We start from the raw sequence: 18,004 nt of genomic DNA, 5'->3' as shown, positions 1-18,004 counted from the left end.
GGGCCAGCACAGTCGCAGCACGTTGAACAGGACGAAAGCCGCTCAACCCTGTTCGGTCACTTGCACACTGCGGTTTCGGTTGCGCCACACGCGGTACGCGCGAATTCCCGCGCGGACCGAGCCGAATAGCAGTTTGTCTTCCATGTCCCGCGCCATCCCCGAGCGCACCAGCATGCGCAGGAAGGTGCCTCGGGCGCGGGCGATGGCGAAGAAGATGCCTTGGGCCGCCAGGGTGTCGCGCACTTCGCGCAGGGCGGCCATGCCGCTGACATCGATGCTGGTTACCGCTTCGGCATCGAACAGCACGGCTTTAGGCTGGTCCTGGCTTTGCACGGCTTCCAGCAGGCGCATCTTGAAGTAGTCGGCATTGAAGAACAGGATGGCGTCGTCGAAGCGGTACACCACCAGGCCAGGCACGGTGCGGGCGTCCTTGAACTTGCGGATGTCCACCTGGCCTTCGGTGCCCGGCAGCCAGCCCAGTACGGCATCGGTGGGCTGGTAGATGCTGTAAAGCAGGCGCAGGATCGCCAGGGTAACGGCAAACACGATGCCTGGCAGCACGCCCAGGCCCAGTACGCCCGCCGTGGTCAGCAGGCACAGCCAGAACTCGAAGCGGCTAAGGCGCCGGATGTGCCCCAGCGACTTGATGTCGATCAGCCCCCAGCCAGCCATCAGCAACACGGCGCCCAGCGCAGCCTGCGGGATCCACGCCATGGGCGCGGTGAAGAACAGCAGAATCAGGGCGATGACCAGTGCAGCGATGATGCCCACCAGCTGGCTTTTGCCACCAACCATGTCGTTGACTGCCGTGCGCGAGTCGGCGCCGCTGATGGCAAAACCCTGGGAAACCCCGGCCGCCAGGTTGCTCACGCCCAGGGCGACGAATTCGTGGTTGGCGTTGATCGCATAGCCATGCCGGGCGGCAAAGCTGCGTGCGGTAAGCATGGCGCTACAGAAGCTGACGGTGGCGATACCCAGGGCGTCGCGCAGCAGGCTCTTCATTTCTGCCAGGTTGCTGTGTGGCCAGGCCAGTTGCGGGATGCCTGCAGGTACCGGCCCAAGGATGGCGACGCCGAAGCGGTCGAGGCCGAACAGGCCAACCAGCAGCATGAACAGCGCCACTACCGTGAGGGCGGCGGGCAGGCGCGGGTAGCGCCGTGGCAGCCAGATGAGCAGGCCCAGGGCGGCCAGGCCGATGATCAATGTGACCCAGTGAATTTCCCCCAGGCGCTGGAAGAAGTTGATCAGGCTGAGGATGAAACCGTCGCCCTCGATCTTGAAGCCCACCACCTTGGACAGCTGCCCGGCGATCAGGCTCAGGCCGATACCGTTGAGGTAGCCGATCAGGATCGGCCGCGAGAAAAAGCTGGCGATGAACCCGGCCCGCGCCAGGCCGGCGGCAATCAGCATCCCGCCGACCAGCACGGTGACGATCACCGACAGTTCAGCGATGCGCTGCGGGTCGCCCATGGCCAGCGGTGCCACGGCACCGGCGATCATCGCGCAGGTGGCGGCGTCGGGGCCGACCATCAACTGGCGCGAGCTACCGATCAGCGCGTAGACGATCATCGGTAGCACACAGGCGTACAGGCCGTATTGCGGCGGCAGCCCGACGATCTGCGCATAGGCAATGGCAATGGGAATCTGGATCGCGGCTACCGACAGGCCAGCTTGCAGGTCGGCGTGGAACCATTCACGGCGGTAGTGCAGCAGGTTGGCAAGGCCCGGTAGCCAGCGGGAGAGAAACATGCGTTGTCCTTTCGAATGGTTTCACGAATCCATTGAGCATATCCGCCACAAGCCGTTTCGCTTGCACGTGCTGAGGCCCGATGCGCATTGAAGCGGATCGGCGGGTAAATGGCCATGGGCCAGATCACGGGAGGGGGGAAAACGAAAAAAGGAGCCAAGGCTCCTTTTGACTGCGATGACGTTGCTGGAACGCCATGCGGGAATGCGATGTGGAGCGGGTAGAGGGAATCGAACCCTCAACTAAAGCTTGGGAAGCTTTCGTTTTGCCACTAAACTATACCCGCATCTGAGCTCGACTTTTTACCAGAACCTTCAGCGAATTAGAAGCCCAAGTTATAAAAAAGCTTGTCGGCGCCCCATGGCTTGCGGGTATTTGCTACAAGGCGCCGAGCCGCTCAGATGGCAAATGCATGCTGCCCCTGTTGCACAGGTTGGTAACGGTGACGGGGTTCACGCACGGTTGGCTTGAGGAACCCCAGCATGACACTGCGGGTGTTCTCGCAGGCGGTCTTGTTCTCCATGTCCAGGAAGTGGCCCGCGTCGCGGATCACGCTGAACTGGCTTCTGCCCACATGCTTGCTGAACTGCCGCGCATCCTCGACTGTGGTGTACTCGTCGCGTTCGCCGTTGATGAACAGTACCGGGATGTTGATATTGCGCGCACCTTGCAGCGCACGTTCCAGGTCGTGCTCCAGCACCTGGTTGATGTGGAAGTGCATCTGTGCGTACTCGTGGCTGTCCAGGCTGCTCACATGGCGGTAGTTGAAGCGCTTGAACAGCGACGGCAAGTGCTTGCCGATGGTGTCATTGACCAGGTTGCCGACCTGATAACGGTCGCAGGCGGCCAGGTACTGGCAGCCACGGTCCAGATAGTCGCGCATCGGCTCGTTGATCACTGGCGAGAACGAACTCACCACTGCCTTCTTCACGTACCGCGGCTGGTGCGCCAGCGCCAGCAGCGTGCTTGCGCCACCCCACGAAAAAGACATCACGTGGTCTGCCTGGAAGTGCTCGATCAGCTCAAGGAGGATATGCGCCTCGGTCTCCTTGCTGATCAGCCGTTCCTGACGGTTGTGCGGTTTGGACTTGCCGGCATACGGCTGGTCGAACAGTACCACGTTGAACTGTGGGTGCAGGTTACGTACCGTCTGGGCGAAAGAGGCCGTGGTGGCCAGCGAGCCGTTGATCAGGATGATCGTGTTTTCGGCCGCATCCGCGCGATAGAACTCCGTGTAAACCCGATACTGACCTTGGATATCAAGTACAGCGATTTCTGGCCTCATGTCATCGACTCCTGGCGCAAAAAGGGTATTCGCGTCACCTAGGGTGCACGTGCTTTATGACAGGTAGGCATTTGCCTGAAGATAAAACCGGGGGCCCTGTGTCGATCCTTGGCACTTGCGTCGACGGTATTGTTTTTGGCGGGCAATTTGCCGTGCCCCAAGGCATCTAGGCCTTGGGTGGCCGGCAAAAAGTGTCATCGACCGCGGGTGTGACCTGGTAGTCACATGCAGACTGACGATTTGGATTCAAGCAGTGGGTTGGGCATCGCGCAAGTGCCGTTCGGTAAGTAATGTGACTTTTGTCGCTGAGCGGTCGTATGACGAGCCGGGCTGTCTGTTGCGGCCTAGACAGTGGCTATCTCATTGGCCGTCAGTTCACGGTACTCTCCCGGCGCCAACCCCGGATCCAGCCGGATCGCCCCCATGCTTTCCCGGTGCAGCCCCACCACTTTGTTGTTGAAATGCCCGAACATGCGCTTGACCTGGTGATAGCGCCCTTCGACGATCGCCAGCCGGGCCTGATGGGGGCCGAGGATATCCAGCTGGGCAGGCTGGGTGGTGAGGTCTTCGAAGGCGAAATAGAAACCCTCGCGAAACTTGGCCACATAGTGCTCGCCAATCTCGTCCTCGGTGTCCACCAGATAATGCTTGGGCAGTTTGGTGGCAGGCTGGGTCAGGCGCCGTGACCACTGGCCATCGTTGGTCAGGATCATCAGCCCGGTGGTGTTGAAGTCCAGGCGCCCGGCGATGTGCAGGTCATCTCGCAACGCCGTTGGCAGCAGGTCGAGAACGGTACGGTGTTGCGGGTCGTGGGTGGCGCTTACGCAGCCAGTGGGCTTGTACAGCATCAGGTAGCGGGCCGGGCGGCCGGCCTGCAGCAGTTGCTCGTCCAGCTCTACGCGGCTGAATTCACGTACTTCGGTCAGCGGGTCGCTGACGATCTGGCCGTCCACCCGCACGCGGCGTTGCGCCAGCATCAGGCGAACTTGCTGGCGGTTGTAGCTGGGCAGGTTGGCGAGGAAACGATCAAGGCGCATGGAAACGATCAGTGGGCAGCGGATGGACGGAGCTGTTCTTCAATGGCGGCGCAGCGCGGGCACAGACAGGCCTTGTTGCGCAGCTCGGCGGGCAGCGCCTGGAGCACGGCCGGGTCGATGGTCACGCTGTAGCACCAACAAGCCTGGGTGGCACGGCGTGGGTCGGCCAGGCTGCACTGGTTGAGGGCACCGCAAGCGGGGCAATGTTGCTTGTCATTCATGGCGGGTTTCACTGCAGACGCGGTTGCGGCCAGCCTGCTTGGCACGATAAAGCGCGCGGTCGGCGCGGGTCAGCAGGGCGTGCAGGGTATCCCCCGGTTGCAGGCTGCTCAGGCCGATGCTGGTGGTCAGCCGCAGCGGCTGGTTGTCGTAACTGAAGGTCAGCTGCTCGGTGCGTCGGCGGATCTTTTCCGCCACCTCGATGGCCTGGCGGCTTTCAGCTTCGCGCAGTAGCACGATGAATTCCTCACCGCCCCAGCGGCACAGTATATCTGACTGACGCAGGCTGCCTTGCAGCACATTGGCGAATTGGCGTAGCACTTCGTCACCTGCCAGGTGGCCGTGGGTGTCGTTCAGCGCCTTGAAATGGTCCAGATCGATCAGCAAAGCCACCAGTGGGCTACTGTCGCGCCGGGCTTCGCGCAACGCCTGGGCGGCGAGCAGGTCGAAGCTGCGCCGGTTGTGCAAGCCGGTGAGGCTGTCGAGCGTGGCCAAGGCTTCGGTGCTGGCCTGGTGGCGGCGGACCATGGCATGCACCAGTGCCAGCACCACCAGGGTGATCATCGTACAGATCGCCAGGTTCAGGTACAGGGCCTGGCGAATGCGGTCGAGGACGCCGGTTTCGCGTTTGTCCACCAGCAGGTACCAGTTCAGTTCGGGGAGGTGACGCACGTTGAGAAAGTGGCTGTGGTTTTCGCTGTCATGGTACTCGTGGCTGCCTTCGCCTGGCACCCACTGCTCGGCCAGCAGGGCCTTCAGCTCAGGGTTTTCCTTAAGTGGCTGGCCGACTTGCAAGCCATGCGGGCCGCCCCCGGAGCCGGTCAACAGCACCTTGCCTTTGGCATCCGTGAATAGCACCGCGCGCTGGTAGCGGCGTTGGTACTGATCGATCAGCTCGACCACCGACGATACGCTCAGGCCTACGCCTGCCGCACCGATGAAGCGCTGCTGGTAGTCGTGCACCTGGTAGTTGATGAACACAGTCAGGCTGTCCTGGTTGGCCATGTCCAGGTCGACGTTGATCTCATAAGGGGCCTTGAGTTCACGCAGACGGAAATACCAGGCATCACGCCAGGTGCCCGGTTCGACATGCTTGAGCACACCTTTGGCCTGGTAGTAGGTCAGCGTGCGATCGGACACGAAAAAGGACGTGAATATGTCCTGCTTGCCCATGACCTCGCCCAGGTAGCGCGTCATGCGTTCGGTATCCTGCTCGCCGGACAGCACCCAGTCGCGCAGGAAGGTGTCCTGGGCCATCATCGAAGCGATCAGCACCGGGCGGATCAGGTCTTTCTGGATTTCCGAGTAGACAGTGTCGGAGGTCAGCGGCAATTCGGTATTGATGATGCTGTCGCGGATGGCGCTGCGCGAGGAGAAGTAACTGAGCAGCGAAGTGGCCAGGAAGCCGCAGGCCAGTAACACGAGCAGGGTAACGATCAGCGAGCGCTGCGAGAACAGAGCGGAACGTAAGGGCATGATCTTCCCGTGATGTGTGCCGAGCCGCTTATTCTATTGAGATGGCCGGCAAATGACTGCAAGTTTTTCAGGGTTATTTCACCTGTATCAAGTTATTGCAGGAATGGCACTGCACCTGCGCGCCACTGTCTTATTCAGTGTCGATCTACACATCTTGCATCGATGCTCGCCAGCGCCGCTGTTCGGGCACTCCAGCGGTCCAGGAGGCCGCCATGTCCTATCGAATCCTGTTGATCACCCTGCTGGGGCTGATGACTTCGGCCTGTGCCCCGTACCATGACCGCGGAGGCTATTACCGTTCGGACTACTATTCTACCGACCGCTATGTGGCGCCGGGGTATTACCGCCATGACCGGTACTATGTGGCGCCTGCGCCGCGCTACTACTATCAGCCTGCTCCCCGCTACTACAATCGGTCGGCCCCTGTGCCCCATTACCGGCCCTATTCGCGGCCGGGGATGAACCAGTGGCATGGCAACCCGCGCCATGACTATGGCAATCGCCAGCGGCAAGACTACCGGCAGGACCGGGATCGCCATGACTATCGCAATGGCAGCCAGCGTTACCGGCAGGGCGATCGGCACTCCAATCGGCAGTTGGACGACCGCGGTCGCTGGGACGGGCGGCGCGGGCAGGGGCGAGGAGGAAACTGGCAGCGCTAGCTGAGCGGAGGCGGGGGCTGAAAAGCAGCCCCCGGATCAGCAAGCTAACCCACATCCGCCAATGGGTGCCGCCCTTCCCACGCCTTGGCAAAATGCGCCTCGACTACCGCCGCCGGCACTTGCGCCACATCAGGCCAGTGCCAGCGCGGCTGGTTGTCTTTGTCCTGCAGGCGAGCGCGCACGCCTTCACTGAATTCAGGGTGGCGGCAACAGTTCAAGCTCATGCTGTATTCCATCTGGAACACTTGCGCCAACGACAGGTACCGCGCCCGGCGGATCTGCTCCCAGACCAGATGCGCCGTCAGCGGGCAACCCTCGTGCAGGCGTTGGCCGGCATCTGCCAGCAATGGGTCGTCATGCCGCTTGAGCCTTTCCAGTGCGCGCCAGGCTGAGGCAGCATCAGCCACGTCGAGTAACTGATCGATCTCATGCCGTCGCGGCAGCCACTGGGCATCCGGCAGCTCGGCCCAGGCACGATGCTGTTCGGCCTTGAGCAGGCTGTTCAGTTGTATGGCAGTCTGCTCCTGCCAGTTGAGTTGCAGTAACTCCTCGATCAAGGCCTCTTGCTGGTGCTCGCCCAGGAAACGGTCAGCCAGGCCCAGGTCAAGGGCATCGCGGGCGTTGATTGGCGCACCTGTCAGGCCGAAGAACAAACCCAGCTTGCCCGGCAGCCGGGCCAGGAACCAACTGGCGCCTACGTCAGGGTACAGGCCGATGCTGATTTCCGGCATGGCCAGCCGGCTGCTGGGGGTCACGATGCGTACATTGGCGCCTTGCAGCAGCCCCATGCCGCCACCCAGCACATGCCCATGCCCCCAGCACAGTAACGGCTTGGGGTAGGTGTGCAGGGCAAAGTCCAGGCGGTATTCGGCGGCGAAGAAGGAGGCCGCCAGCGGCGGAACGCTACCGGGGTGGTCGCGGCAGGCTTGCGCCAGCGCACGTACATCGCCGCCTGCGCAAAAGGCTTTTGCCCCGTTGCCGCGCAGCAGCACGCAGACGATACCCGGGTCGCGGGCCCAGGCATGCAGCTGTTCGCCCAGCACCTCGATCATCGGCAGGTTCAGGGCATTGAGCGCCTTGGGCGCATCCAGTGTGGCGATGCCGATGCGGGCGCCATCGACGCCGGTGAGTACCTCGCAGTGAATGGTCATGGACTACCTCTCGCAAGTCATCGCTCAAGTATGGCTTGCCTGGCCGATCATGCCGGTCGTCGGTCGGATCGTTTGACAAGCGCGAAGGGCTTACCTAGTGTCGCGCCATTGTTTATGGAAGGCCCCATGACTGACGACGATCGCATCAAACTCGAACCCAGCTGGAAGGCCGCATTGCGCGGTGAATTCGACCAGCCTTACATGCATCAACTGCGCGAGTTCCTGCGTGGCGAGTACGCTGCCGGCAAGGAGATCTACCCGCCAGGGCCGCTGATCTTCAATGCGCTCAACTCGACGCCGCTGGACCAGGTGAAGGTGGTCATCCTCGGTCAGGACCCGTATCACGGGCCGGGGCAGGCACATGGCTTGTGCTTCTCGGTGCAACCGGGTGTGGCCACACCGCCGTCGCTGGTCAATATCTACAAGGAATTGCAGCGCGACCTGAACATCCCGATCCCCAGCCACGGCTACCTCCAGAGCTGGGCGGAACAAGGCGTTCTATTGCTCAACACGACCATGACCGTCGAGCGCGCCAATGCCGCGTCGCATGCCAAGAAAGGCTGGGAATTGTTTACCGACCGGGTCATCCAGGTGGTCAGTGAGCAATGCCCGAACGTGGTATTCCTGCTATGGGGGGCTCATGCGCAGAGCAAGCAGAAGCTGATCGACGGTACCAAGCACCTGGTATTGAAGTCGGTCCATCCTTCACCGCTGTCGGCGTATCGCGGGTTCATCGGTTGCGGGCATTTCAGTCGTGCAAACAGCTTCCTCGAGCAGCGGGGGCTCGGGCCCATCAACTGGGCACTGCCCCCACTGTGAGAAACCGCGGGTGGGGTACGCAATCGCTCAGGGCGTCATGCTGATGCGCGGCTCGCTGCGCTGGCCAATTGCAATACCCCGCTCATGGTTCTGGCGCACATACTCCACCAAGGCTTCCAGGTCGGAAATGCCGGTGTCCTGACGTCGCCTTCCTTCTTTGAACGTGGCCAAGCCACCGCCACCATCGGCCAGGAACAGGTTGCTGACTACGCGATAATGGGTCAACGGCTCAAGGGGTTTGCCGTGCAGACGTACACTCCCGTCGACCACACGGCTGCCGACAGGCCGTGAACCGTCCCATTCATAATGGAAACCCTTCGATACCTGCAGCGGGTTGAAACTGCCCCTGTTCCATTGAAGGTTGAGCAGTTCGGTAATCTGCCTGCCTGTCAATTCCTGAACTACCAGAGGGTTATTGAACGGTTGTACGGCGAATAATTGTTCGTAGGTCAGGTCGCTATCGGCAGGCTGGATAAGATCACTGCGCAGCCCACCCAGGTTGAGAAAGGCAATCTGTGGCTGAAACGCTTGGGTCATGGCCAATTGGGCATCCGTGACCAGGTTTCCCAAGGTTGTTTCACCGGCGGCATTTTCTTCGCGGTCAAGTTCTGCCGTCGAGATGCGTCCTATGGGTTCGAGCAGTTTTTCCCCGGACCGCTGACGCACTTCCTCCAGCAAACTCGTCAACTTGGCATTTGGCAGGTAGTTCTGTGGGTCAGCAGGAATATTACGGGCGGTGATGTTCGTGACGTGATGGGTGCCTGGCGTCACCTGCAACTTCAACTGAGTCAGGAAGTGGCCGTACTTGCCAGCCTGAGTGATGCTCAGGTCACCCACCTTGCATTGATAGCTGGCATGCGAGTGACCGCTGATGACGGCATCTACCGCAGGATCCAGCCGCTTCGCCACGTCGACGATCGCACCACCTAGCTGGCTGCAATCCTGTGTGTCGAACGGCTCGGCGGTATCCCCTCCTTGGTGCATGACCGCAATGATTGCATTGACACCTTTGGCTTTGAGCTCCGGAATCACGTCATTGATGGCTTGCGCTTCATCTGTGGCTTTGAGCCCTGCGAATGCTCTGGCCGAAACCACTTTTTCCATGTTGCGCGGTACTGCACCGACGAACGCTATCTTGACCCCTTTTACCTGCTCAATGTGATAGGCCGGTAGCAAGCGCTTGCCCGTAGTGGTATCGATCAGGTTGGACGCTATGTAAGGGAAGCCACTTCCAGGATAATTGCCGCGAAACTTGCAAGCCTTTTCAGGGCGTGTTGACTCGCACCCTCCGTGGATCTGACGAAGGAACTCGGCCTTGCCTGCATCCAGTTCGTGGTTTCCGGATGCGCTGACAATCATGCCCATCGCGCTCAGGGCCTCAAGCACAGGCTCGTCAGCCCAGAGTGCAGAAATGGCGGGGCTGCCCCCTATCAAGTCGCCAGCCCCGATGAACAGCAGATCGGGGTCCTGCGTTCGCAGTTCATCGAGCATGGCGCCGAGTGTGGCGATGCCGCCGTAGGTCAGGCGGGTAGCGCCTTGCGCGCCGGCGTAGTCTTGGGGGTTGGGTTCCAGGTAGCCGTGAAGATCATTGATGGCCACGACGTTGATCTGGACGGGGGCAGGTGACTCTGCGGCAAGACTGACTGCGCTGATGGCAAGGCATGCCCAGGCAATAGCCGAGCGACAGTTGCAAGAAAGACGGACTTTCATCATTACCTCTTGAATGCCGGGAAGTGTGGGTTTGCTGCCGATCAGGGCAGCAATCCGACTCTATTCACCCGGGCATTGGGCAAGTGGTAACTATCTATCTTCAGGGAGCTTGCAGCTTGAATGCCTGTTGTCCCACCACCGGAAAAGCGGTTCTGCGAGAAACAACACCAAAATCAGGCGCATCACCTGCAGCGCCGTCACCAGCGGCACCGACAATTGCAACGTTTCGGCCGTGAGGCTCATTTCGGCGATCCCGCCAGGCATCATCCCCAGTGTCAGTGAGCGCAAGTCCAGTGCAGTCATCATGCTCAGCAGCCACGCGGCACTGGCGGCAATCGCCATGCACAATGCCGTAGCCATCAAGGTGCGCCCCAGGAACGACGGTGCGCGGCGGAAGAACGCGCGGTTGAAGTGGCAGGCCAGGCCGCTGCCGATGAGCCACTGGCCGATCTGGCTGGCGCCATTGGGCAGGGCGATCTGCAGGTTGCCGGCCAGGCTGACCGTAGCCGCTACCAGCAATGGCCCGAACAGCCATGGGTTGGGCTGGCGCAAGCGCTGCCAAAGCAAGGCAACGGCAACGCCCAAGGGCGCAATCAGTGCCAGCCAGCCCCAGCTCACGCTACCGGTGTGGTTCAGTGGTACCCCGTCACCCAGCAAGAACTTGAACAGCGCCGGCACGCACAGCACCACTGCCAGCACACGCAAGCTCTGCGCTGCTGCCACCTGGCTGAGTACCGCGCCATTGCGCGCCCCAAGGTTGACCATTTCTCCCGAACCGCCTGGCATGCTGGCAAAGAACGCGGTGGCACGGTCTTCGCCGGCTCGCCGCAGCAGCCATACGCTGATCACGCTGGACAGGGTGGTGAACAACGCGCCGAAGAGGATCAGCGCGAAATGGCTGGCCACTTGCTCGATCACCGCTGGCGTGAAGTGCAGGCCAATACCGATGCCGATGATCCACTGCCCGCACTTGCGGCCGTTGGGGATTTCCGAAAGTTGCCAGGGCGTCAGGCAGCGCACCAGGATGATCGCCAGCAATGAACCGACCATCCATGGCAAAGGCCAGCCGACCTTGCTGGCGGCAAAACCGCCAGCAAGGCCGACCAGCCCGGTCGCGACGAACCATGGCAACGACCGATCAGGCATCGGCCAAGGCCCGGCGCTGCAGGCTGCGTTTGCGCCAGATGCGCAGCAGCGGCAGGGCGAGCATTGCCACAACCAGCGCCCAGATGCCCATGCTGATTGGGCTCGACCAGAGGATGCCCAGTTCACCGTTGGAGATCGACAGCGCCCGGCGCAGGTTCTGCTCCATCAGCCCGCCGAGGATGAAGCCCAGCAGAATCGGCGACAGAGGGAAATCCAGCTTGCGCATGATGTAGCCCATGATGCCGATGCCGACCATGAGGAACAGGTCGAAGGTAGTGGCATGCACGGCGTACACGCCGATCGCGGTGATGATGGCGATCACAGGCACCAGCGCCCAGTTAGGCACGGCGAGGATGCGGGTGAAGATGCGGATCATCGGGATGTTGAGGATTACCAGCATGATGTTGGCGACGAACAGCGAGGCAATCAGGCCCCAGACGATATCTGGCTGCTGCTCGAACAGCAGTGGGCCAGGGGTGATGTTGTACAGGGTCAGGGCGCCGATCATCACCGCCGTGGTGCCGGAGCCGGGTACGCCCAGGGTCAGCATCGGTACCAGGGCACCACAGCAGGACGCACCAATGGCAGTTTCCGGCGCTGCCAGGCCACGGGCATCGCCCTTGCCGAACTTGCCGCTTTCACCCGCCAGCCGCTTCTCGGTCATGTAGGCCACGGCGCTGGCCAGCGTTGCACCGGCGCCGGGTAGAACACCCATGATGAAGCCGAGCAGGCCGCAACGGATGTTGACCAGGAACACCGAGGCCGCTTCCTTGAAGTTGAACAGCATGCGGCCGGTGGCCTTGACCGCCTGGTGGCCATGGTGGGTCTTTTCCAGCAGCAGGAGGATTTCGCTGATGGAGAACAGGCCCAGCACGAGCACCACGAACTGAATACCGTCGGCCAGGTGCACGCTGTCACCGGTGAAGCGGTACACGCCGCTGTTGGCGTCGATGCCGACCGCCGACAGGAACAGGCCGATGAGTGCGGCAATGAAGGTTTTCAGTGGCTTGTCACCGGCCATGCCACCCAGCGCGACGATGGCGAACACCATCAGCACAAAGTACTCCGCCGGGCCGAAGGCGATGGCCCATTTCGCCAGCAGCGGGGCGAACAGCACCATGCCGCAGGTGGCGATGAAGGCGCCGATGAACGAACTCCAGGCCGACAACGACAGGGCAACACCGGCCAGGCCCTGGCGGGCCATCGGGTAACCATCGAGGGTGGTCATCACGGTCGAGGCTTCGCCCGGGATGTTCAGCAGGATCGAGCTGATACGCCCGCCATATTCACAGCCCAGGTACACCGCGGCCAGCAGGATCAGCGCCGATTCCGGCGGCAGCCCGAGGGCAAAGGCGATGGGAATCAGCAGGGCTACGCCGTTGATCGGGCCCAGGCCCGGCAGCAGGCCGACCACGGTACCGATCAGGGTGCCGGAGAGGGCGGTGACCAGGTTGTAGGGGGACAGGGCAATGCCGAAGCCCTGGCCCAGGTAGCTCAAGGTATCCATGTGTCAGTTCTCCAGTACGCTCAGCAGGCCAAGGGGCAGGGGCACGTCCATCACGCGGTCGAACAGCCAGTAGAGGAAAATGCTCATGCCGACCACCACGATGGCGCTGCGCAGTCCGCGGCCACCGTACAGCCGGGCCATGGGCAGGCCGACCAGGACAGCGCTGAGGATGAAACCGAGGGCTTCGAAGGTGGCGGCGAAGACGAGCAGCAGGCCGACACAGGCGGTGATCTTGATCAGGGTCTCGCGATCCAGTTCTGGTTCGTCATCCTTGCGCACGATGGGCGTTGGGCGGAACACCAGGTACAGCAGGCCCAGCCCCATCAGGCCGAGCACCAGCAGCGGGTAGGCGCGCGGGCCCACCGGTTCATAGGAAAATGCAGCCTGGTAGGGCCAGGCCATGACGGCCAGGGCGGCACACACCGCCAGCAGGGCCAGTGCGAAAATGCGTTGAAGGATCATTGGGGAATCCTCGTTGGGATTGCTCAAGTGAAATGCAAATCCTGTGGGAGCGGCCTTGTGTCGCGATCGGGCGCGAAGCGGCCGCCAAACCTGCCGATGCGATCTGTCCGAAGCATCGTATCGGCTGTACCAGGGGCCGCTTCGCGCCCGATCGCGACACAAGGCCGCTCCCACAGGGGTGGTGTTACTGGATCAGGCCGAATTCCTTGGCCAGTGCCTTGTAGTCAGCCACTTGCTTCTTCACATAGCCGTCCAGCTCTTCGCCGGTCATGGCGAACGGGAACAGCTCGCGCTGGTCTCGCAGCTTGGCGAAGTCCTCTGAGGCCAGCATCTTGTCGAACGAGGCCTTCCACCAGGCGTAGTCCTCGGCGCTCACCTTTGGCCCCAGGTAGAAACCACGCACCACCGGCCAGACGATGTCGTAGCCCTGCTCCTTGGCCGTCGGGATGTCTTTCATTTCCGGCTCGTCCAGGCGGTTTTCCGAGAACACTGCGAGGAGGCGCATGTTGCCGCTCTGGATGTGCGGCATGGAGTCGGAAATGTCGGTAGAGCCGACCTGGATGTGACCACCCAGCAGTGCCGTGGCGATTTCGCCACCGCCTTCCAGGGCCACGTAGCGCAGGTCGCGCGGGTTGATGCCTGCGGCCTTGGCGATCAACGCGGTCTGCATCCAGTCCTGGCTGCCGACGGTACCGCCGGAACCGATCACGACCTTGCTCGGATCTTTCTTCAGCGCTGCGACCAGGTCATCAAGGGTCTTGTAGGGCGAGTCGCTCTTCACCGCGATGGCACCGTAGCTGGTGCCGACGGCAGCCAGCCATTTCACCGCATTCTCGTCGAAACGGCCGAACTTGCCCTGGGCCAGGTTAAGCAGCGAGCCGCTGGACCAGGCCACCAGCGTGCCGGCGTCTGCCGGGCGCTGGGCGACCACGGCGTTGTAGGCTACCGCGCCGACACCGCCGGGCATGTAGGTGACGCGCATTGGCTTGCTGAGGATCTTTTCTTGCACCAGTGCGCTTTGCACCAGCTTGCAGGTCAGGTCAAAGCCACCACCGGGTGAGGCGGGTGCGATGCATTCGGGGCGTTTCGGTTCTGCAGCGAGGGCGTTGCCGGCCAACAGCAGGCAGCCGGTAGCGAGGACGAGGCGGCGCAGTGAAAAGGTCATCGTCGATCTCCGTGAGCGTTGTTGTTATCGGATTACCGCTATGGGGTTACCACAGCGCCACGCTGTAGCTGACCAACAGCCTCACTTCATCCGCGTCGCGGGCGAAGTTGGAGCGGAAGGTGGCGTTGCGCAGGCGCACGGCGACGTTCTTCAACGGGCCGCTTTGTACCACGTACTTCAGTTCGGTGTTGCGTTCCCACTCTTTGCCTTCGCCACCGGCAGCCCGGCTGACGTTGTCACCGCTGACGTAACGGGTCATGAAGGTCAGGCCCGGTACGCCGAGTGCGGCGAAGTTGTAGTCGTAGCGCGCCTGCCAGGAGCGTTCGTCGGCACCGGCGAAGTCGTTGATCTGGACGAAGTTGACCAGGTACGGGTTGGCGCCATCCACATACGGGAAGGCGCTTTCGCCAGACAGCTGCTGCCAGGCAGCGCTGACCTTGTGCCCGCCCAGGGCATAGCTGAGCATGCCGTTGAAGGTGGTGTTGTCGATGTTGCCGGCCTTGGCGGCGCCAGCGTCGTCACTCATGGCAAGGCGCAGGTCGGCACCCAAGGTGCCCGGGCCCCAGGGTTGGGTGGCGACCATGCCGATGAAGTGCTGGCGGTAAATATCGTCGAGCTGGGCGAAGTGGTAGCTGCCGGTGATGCGGTCGGTGAACTGGTAGTCGAGCCCGCCCAGAGCCAGGTTGTCAGCGCTGAAAGTGCCACCGAAGCGGCCGTTCTTGTTGTTCAGCGTCAGGTCTTCCCAGTTGGTGTCGTTGCGGTCCTTGGCTTTGTCTATGCGGCCACCGGTGAAGGTCAGGCCCTTGATCTCCTTGGAGGTGAGCAGGCCACCCTCGAAGGTTTGCGGCAGGATACGCCCATCGTTGGGCTGCAGCGTCGGCAGTTCGGGGATCAGGGAGCCGATCTTGAGTTCAGTCTGGGAGAACTTCACCTTGCCGGTCAGGCCCAGCTTGGAGTATTCGTCGGCAGCCTTGCCGTCATCGTGGGTCGGCAGCAGGCCGCTGTTGGCACGGTCCGGGCTGGAGTCGAGCTTGATGCCGAGCATGCCCAATGCGTCCAGGCCAAAGCCCACGGTGCCATCGGTGTAGCCAGACTCGAAATTGAGCATGAAGCCCTGGGCCCATTCATCGCGCTTGGATTGCTGCGCGCTGGTGCCGTCGCGGAAGTCGCGATTGAAGTACATGTTGCGGGTTTCGAAGGTGGCCGTGCTGTCTTCGAAGAAGGCGGCCTGGCTCATCGGGGCGACACCGGCAAGCGCGAGGGCGCTGGCGATGGCCGAAGGGCGTGCGATAAAGGAACGGGTAGGCGCGAACGCCTGCGGCTGCGATGACAGCATCGTCGATGACTCCGTTTATTGTTCTTATTCGTCGCACCTTGCTGGTGCTTTTTTCGGCGCGAAGGGCGACCGTGGTGCGATGCTAGGCAACGAACCTTTCGCTAACCTTTCAGCGTGAAAGGTTTGTCACGAGGGGCTTCACAGGCGTGGTGACAGCGGTACACTCCGCGCCACCGTCCCACCCGAGCAGGGAGAATCCGATGCGTGTACTGCTGGTCGAAGACCACCTGCAACTGGCCGAAAGCGTGGCCCAGGCCTTGAAAAGCCATGGTCTGACCGTAGATGTGCTGCATGACGGCGTGGCGGCCGACCTGGCGCTGGCCAGTGAGGAATACGCTGTGGCAGTGCTGGATGTCGGCCTGCCGCGCATGGACGGCTTTGAGGTGCTGGCGCGTCTGCGAGGACGTGGCAAGACTTTGCCGGTGCTGATGCTGACTGCGCGCAGCGACGTCAAGGACCGGGTCCATGGCCTGAACCTGGGCGCCGACGATTATCTGGCCAAGCCGTTTGAGCTGACCGAACTGGAAGCGCGGGTCAAGGCCTTGCTGCGTCGTAGTGTGCTCGGTGGCGAGCGCCAGCAACGCTGTGGGCCGTTGGTGTATGACCTGGACACCCGGCGCTTCACCCTCGGTGACGACAACCTGGCGCTGACTTCGCGCGAGCAGAGTGTGCTGGAAGCGCTGATCGCTCGTCCGGGCCGGGTGATGAGCAAGGAGCAGCTGGCTGCCCAGGTGTTTGGCCTGGACGAAGAAGCCAGCCCTGACGCCATCGAAATCTACATTCACCGGCTGCGCAAGAAGCTCGACGGGCACCCTGTGGCCATCGTCACTTTCCGCGGTCTGGGCTATTTGCTCGAGCACCGCGATGCGTGACAACGGCAGCCTGCGCGGGCGCTTGCTGGGTAATTTGGCACTGTTGCTGGTGGTGCTGATGCTGGCCAGCGGCCTTAGCGCCTACTGGAATGGCCGCGAGGCCGCCGACACCGCCTACGACCGCACCCTGCTGGCTTCGGCGAGGACCATCGCCGCGGGCCTGTCGCAGCGTGATGGTTCGTTGAGCGCGGATGTGCCTTACGTGGCGCTGGACACATTCGCCTATGACAGTGCGGGGCGCATTTACTATCAGGTGCTGGATATCAAGCAAAGGCTGATTTCTGGCTACGAGAACCTGCCGCCACCGCCGCCTGGCACGCCGCGCACCGATGACTATCCGGCATTGGCGCGTTTCTACAACGCCACTTACCTTGGCCAGGACGTTCGTGTGGTCAGCCTGCTTAAGCCGGTAAGCGAGCCGAACATGAACGGCATGGCAGAAATCCGCGTAGCCGAAACCGAGGAAGCGCGGGTGCGTATGGCCCGAGGGTTGATGGCCGATACCCTGCTGCGTCTGGGCATGCTGGCACTGGCGGCGTTGGTGATGGTGTGGTTTGCCGTGAGCGCCGCGTTGCGGCCTTTGGAGCGCCTGCGCACAGCGGTGGAAGAACGCCAGCCGGACGACTTGCGAGCGTTGCCGGTGGTACAGGTACAGCGTGAACTGAGCCCGTTGGTGCGCGCCTTGAACCACTTTACCGAGCGCTTGCGTGGCCAGTTCGAGCGCCAGGCGCAGTTCATTGCCGACGCGGCCCACGAACTGCGTACGCCGCTGGCGGCATTGAAGGCGCGGGTCGAGCTGGGCTTGCGCTCGGCCGAGCCGCAGGAGTGGCGGCAGACCTTGGAGTCTGCAGCCCAGGGTACCGACAGGCTGACCCATCTGGCCAACCAGCTGTTATCGTTGGCGCGAGTCGAGAATGGCGCACGGGCAATCGCTGAAGGCGGTGCGCAGCGTCTGGACTTGAGCCAGTTGGCCCGCGAGCTGGGCATGGCCATGGCGCCTTTGGCGCACAAGCGCGGGGTGGCGCTGGCGCTGGAGGCCGAGGCGCCGGTATGGCTGAAAGGGGAGCCGACGTTGCTCAACGAGTTGTTGAGCAACCTGGTGGACAATGCCTTGGCGCATACGCCAGCGGGTGGCAATGTGATTTTGCGGGTAATGGCGCCGGCAGTGCTGGAAGTGGAAGACGACGGGCCAGGTATTCCCGAGGCCGAGCGCGAACGGGTGTTCGAGCGCTTCTACCGGCGAAGTGCGCAGGGCAGTGGATTAGGGCTGGCGATCGTTGGCGAGATCTGTCGGGCGCACCTGGCTCAGGTGAGCCTGCATGATGGCGAGAAGGGCGGGTTGCGGGTACGGGTGAGTTTTATAGCGGATTGATGGCTTGCCTGTGTCGGCCCTTTCGCGGGCTCACCTGC

At 62.2% G+C, this 18,004-nt stretch carries 16 protein-coding genes and 1 tRNA gene; 4 read left to right on the top strand and 13 right to left on the bottom strand.

Annotated features, from left to right (window positions below; translation table 11 throughout):
• Window positions 1-42: 42 nt before the first annotated feature.
• From ACF8RA_RS03965 to ACF8RA_RS03940, 6 genes are all read right to left on the bottom strand, one after another.
• Window positions 43-1,749: a SulP family inorganic anion transporter gene (locus ACF8RA_RS03965; RefSeq protein ID WP_392518809.1), complete on the bottom strand. Its 1,707-nt coding sequence runs from the start codon at window positions 1,747-1,749 to the stop codon at window positions 43-45.
• A 210-nt stretch (window positions 1,750-1,959) separates the two neighbouring features.
• Window positions 1,960-2,033, bottom strand: a tRNA-Gly gene (locus ACF8RA_RS03960).
• Between the two features lie 111 nt (window positions 2,034-2,144).
• Window positions 2,145-3,032 (bottom strand): (R)-3-hydroxydecanoyl-ACP:CoA transacylase, encoded by an 888-nt coding sequence (phaG, locus tag ACF8RA_RS03955; protein ID WP_176682664.1) that lies wholly within the window; start codon window positions 3,030-3,032, stop codon window positions 2,145-2,147.
• A 344-nt stretch (window positions 3,033-3,376) separates the two neighbouring features.
• Window positions 3,377-4,069 (bottom strand): pseudouridine synthase, encoded by a 693-nt coding sequence (locus ACF8RA_RS03950; RefSeq protein ID WP_176682665.1) that lies wholly within the window; start codon window positions 4,067-4,069, stop codon window positions 3,377-3,379.
• Window positions 4,070-4,077: 8 nt separating this feature from the next.
• Window positions 4,078-4,290, bottom strand: a complete 213-nt coding sequence (locus ACF8RA_RS03945; RefSeq protein ID WP_176682666.1) for a cysteine-rich CWC family protein — start codon at window positions 4,288-4,290, stop codon at window positions 4,078-4,080.
• The gene (locus ACF8RA_RS03940; protein ID WP_176682667.1) at window positions 4,283-5,764 is read right to left on the bottom strand and encodes a diguanylate cyclase; all 1,482 of its coding nucleotides are present in this window, start codon (window positions 5,762-5,764) and stop codon (window positions 4,283-4,285) included. The genes ACF8RA_RS03945 and ACF8RA_RS03940 overlap by 8 nt, the downstream gene beginning before the upstream one ends.
• Before the next feature lie 212 nt (window positions 5,765-5,976).
• On the opposite strand from ACF8RA_RS03940, the gene ACF8RA_RS03935 reads away from it, so the two are divergent.
• The gene (locus tag ACF8RA_RS03935; protein ID WP_339533723.1) at window positions 5,977-6,426 is read left to right on the top strand and encodes a hypothetical protein; all 450 of its coding nucleotides are present in this window, start codon (window positions 5,977-5,979) and stop codon (window positions 6,424-6,426) included.
• Window positions 6,427-6,470: 44 nt separating this feature from the next.
• Here the strand turns inward: ACF8RA_RS03935 and ACF8RA_RS03930 are convergent, their stop codons facing one another.
• Entirely contained in the window at window positions 6,471-7,577 is a 1,107-nt protein-coding gene (locus ACF8RA_RS03930; protein ID WP_176682669.1) for an enoyl-CoA hydratase/isomerase family protein, read from the bottom strand.
• Between the two features lie 126 nt (window positions 7,578-7,703).
• Here ACF8RA_RS03930 and ung point away from each other — a divergent pair, with 126 nt between their 5' ends.
• Window positions 7,704-8,396: a uracil-DNA glycosylase gene (ung, locus tag ACF8RA_RS03925; RefSeq protein ID WP_176682670.1), complete on the top strand. Its 693-nt coding sequence runs from the start codon at window positions 7,704-7,706 to the stop codon at window positions 8,394-8,396.
• A gap of 27 nt (window positions 8,397-8,423) precedes the next feature.
• Here the strand turns inward: ung and ACF8RA_RS03920 are convergent, their stop codons facing one another.
• From ACF8RA_RS03920 to ACF8RA_RS03895, 6 genes are all read right to left on the bottom strand, one after another.
• The gene (locus tag ACF8RA_RS03920; RefSeq protein WP_392487768.1) at window positions 8,424-10,106 is read right to left on the bottom strand and encodes a bifunctional metallophosphatase/5'-nucleotidase; all 1,683 of its coding nucleotides are present in this window, start codon (window positions 10,104-10,106) and stop codon (window positions 8,424-8,426) included.
• A 90-nt stretch (window positions 10,107-10,196) separates the two neighbouring features.
• On the bottom strand, window positions 10,197-11,252 hold the full coding sequence (locus ACF8RA_RS03915) for an AbrB family transcriptional regulator (protein ID WP_176682672.1): 1,056 nt from the start codon (window positions 11,250-11,252) through the stop codon (window positions 10,197-10,199).
• Window positions 11,245-12,759, bottom strand: a complete 1,515-nt coding sequence (locus ACF8RA_RS03910; RefSeq protein ID WP_021785750.1) for a tripartite tricarboxylate transporter permease — start codon at window positions 12,757-12,759, stop codon at window positions 11,245-11,247. The genes ACF8RA_RS03915 and ACF8RA_RS03910 overlap by 8 nt, the downstream gene beginning before the upstream one ends.
• A 3-nt stretch (window positions 12,760-12,762) precedes the next feature.
• Complete coding sequence (locus ACF8RA_RS03905; RefSeq protein ID WP_176682673.1) at window positions 12,763-13,221, bottom strand: tripartite tricarboxylate transporter TctB family protein; 459 nt, start codon at window positions 13,219-13,221, stop codon at window positions 12,763-12,765.
• Between the two features lie 184 nt (window positions 13,222-13,405).
• Window positions 13,406-14,386 (bottom strand): tripartite tricarboxylate transporter substrate binding protein, encoded by a 981-nt coding sequence (locus tag ACF8RA_RS03900; RefSeq protein ID WP_176682674.1) that lies wholly within the window; start codon window positions 14,384-14,386, stop codon window positions 13,406-13,408.
• 46 nt (window positions 14,387-14,432) lie between these two features.
• The gene (locus tag ACF8RA_RS03895) at window positions 14,433-15,722 is read right to left on the bottom strand and encodes an OprD family porin (RefSeq protein ID WP_392518808.1); all 1,290 of its coding nucleotides are present in this window, start codon (window positions 15,720-15,722) and stop codon (window positions 14,433-14,435) included.
• Between the two features lie 200 nt (window positions 15,723-15,922).
• On the opposite strand from ACF8RA_RS03895, the gene ACF8RA_RS03890 reads away from it, so the two are divergent.
• Window positions 15,923-16,594 (top strand): response regulator, encoded by a 672-nt coding sequence (locus tag ACF8RA_RS03890; protein ID WP_021785746.1) that lies wholly within the window; start codon window positions 15,923-15,925, stop codon window positions 16,592-16,594.
• Window positions 16,587-17,966, top strand: a complete 1,380-nt coding sequence (locus ACF8RA_RS03885) for a sensor histidine kinase (RefSeq protein ID WP_176682676.1) — start codon at window positions 16,587-16,589, stop codon at window positions 17,964-17,966. Before ACF8RA_RS03890 ends, ACF8RA_RS03885 begins: the two co-directional genes overlap by 8 nt.
• Window positions 17,967-18,004 lie beyond the last annotated feature (38 nt).

The sequence above is a fragment of the Pseudomonas sp. FYR_5 genome (assembly GCF_043106315.1).
GTDB lineage: Bacteria > Pseudomonadota > Gammaproteobacteria > Pseudomonadales > Pseudomonadaceae > Aquipseudomonas > Aquipseudomonas putida_Y.
Note: the sequence above shows the minus strand (reverse complement) of the source record. Positions and strands in the feature narration are given on the sequence as shown.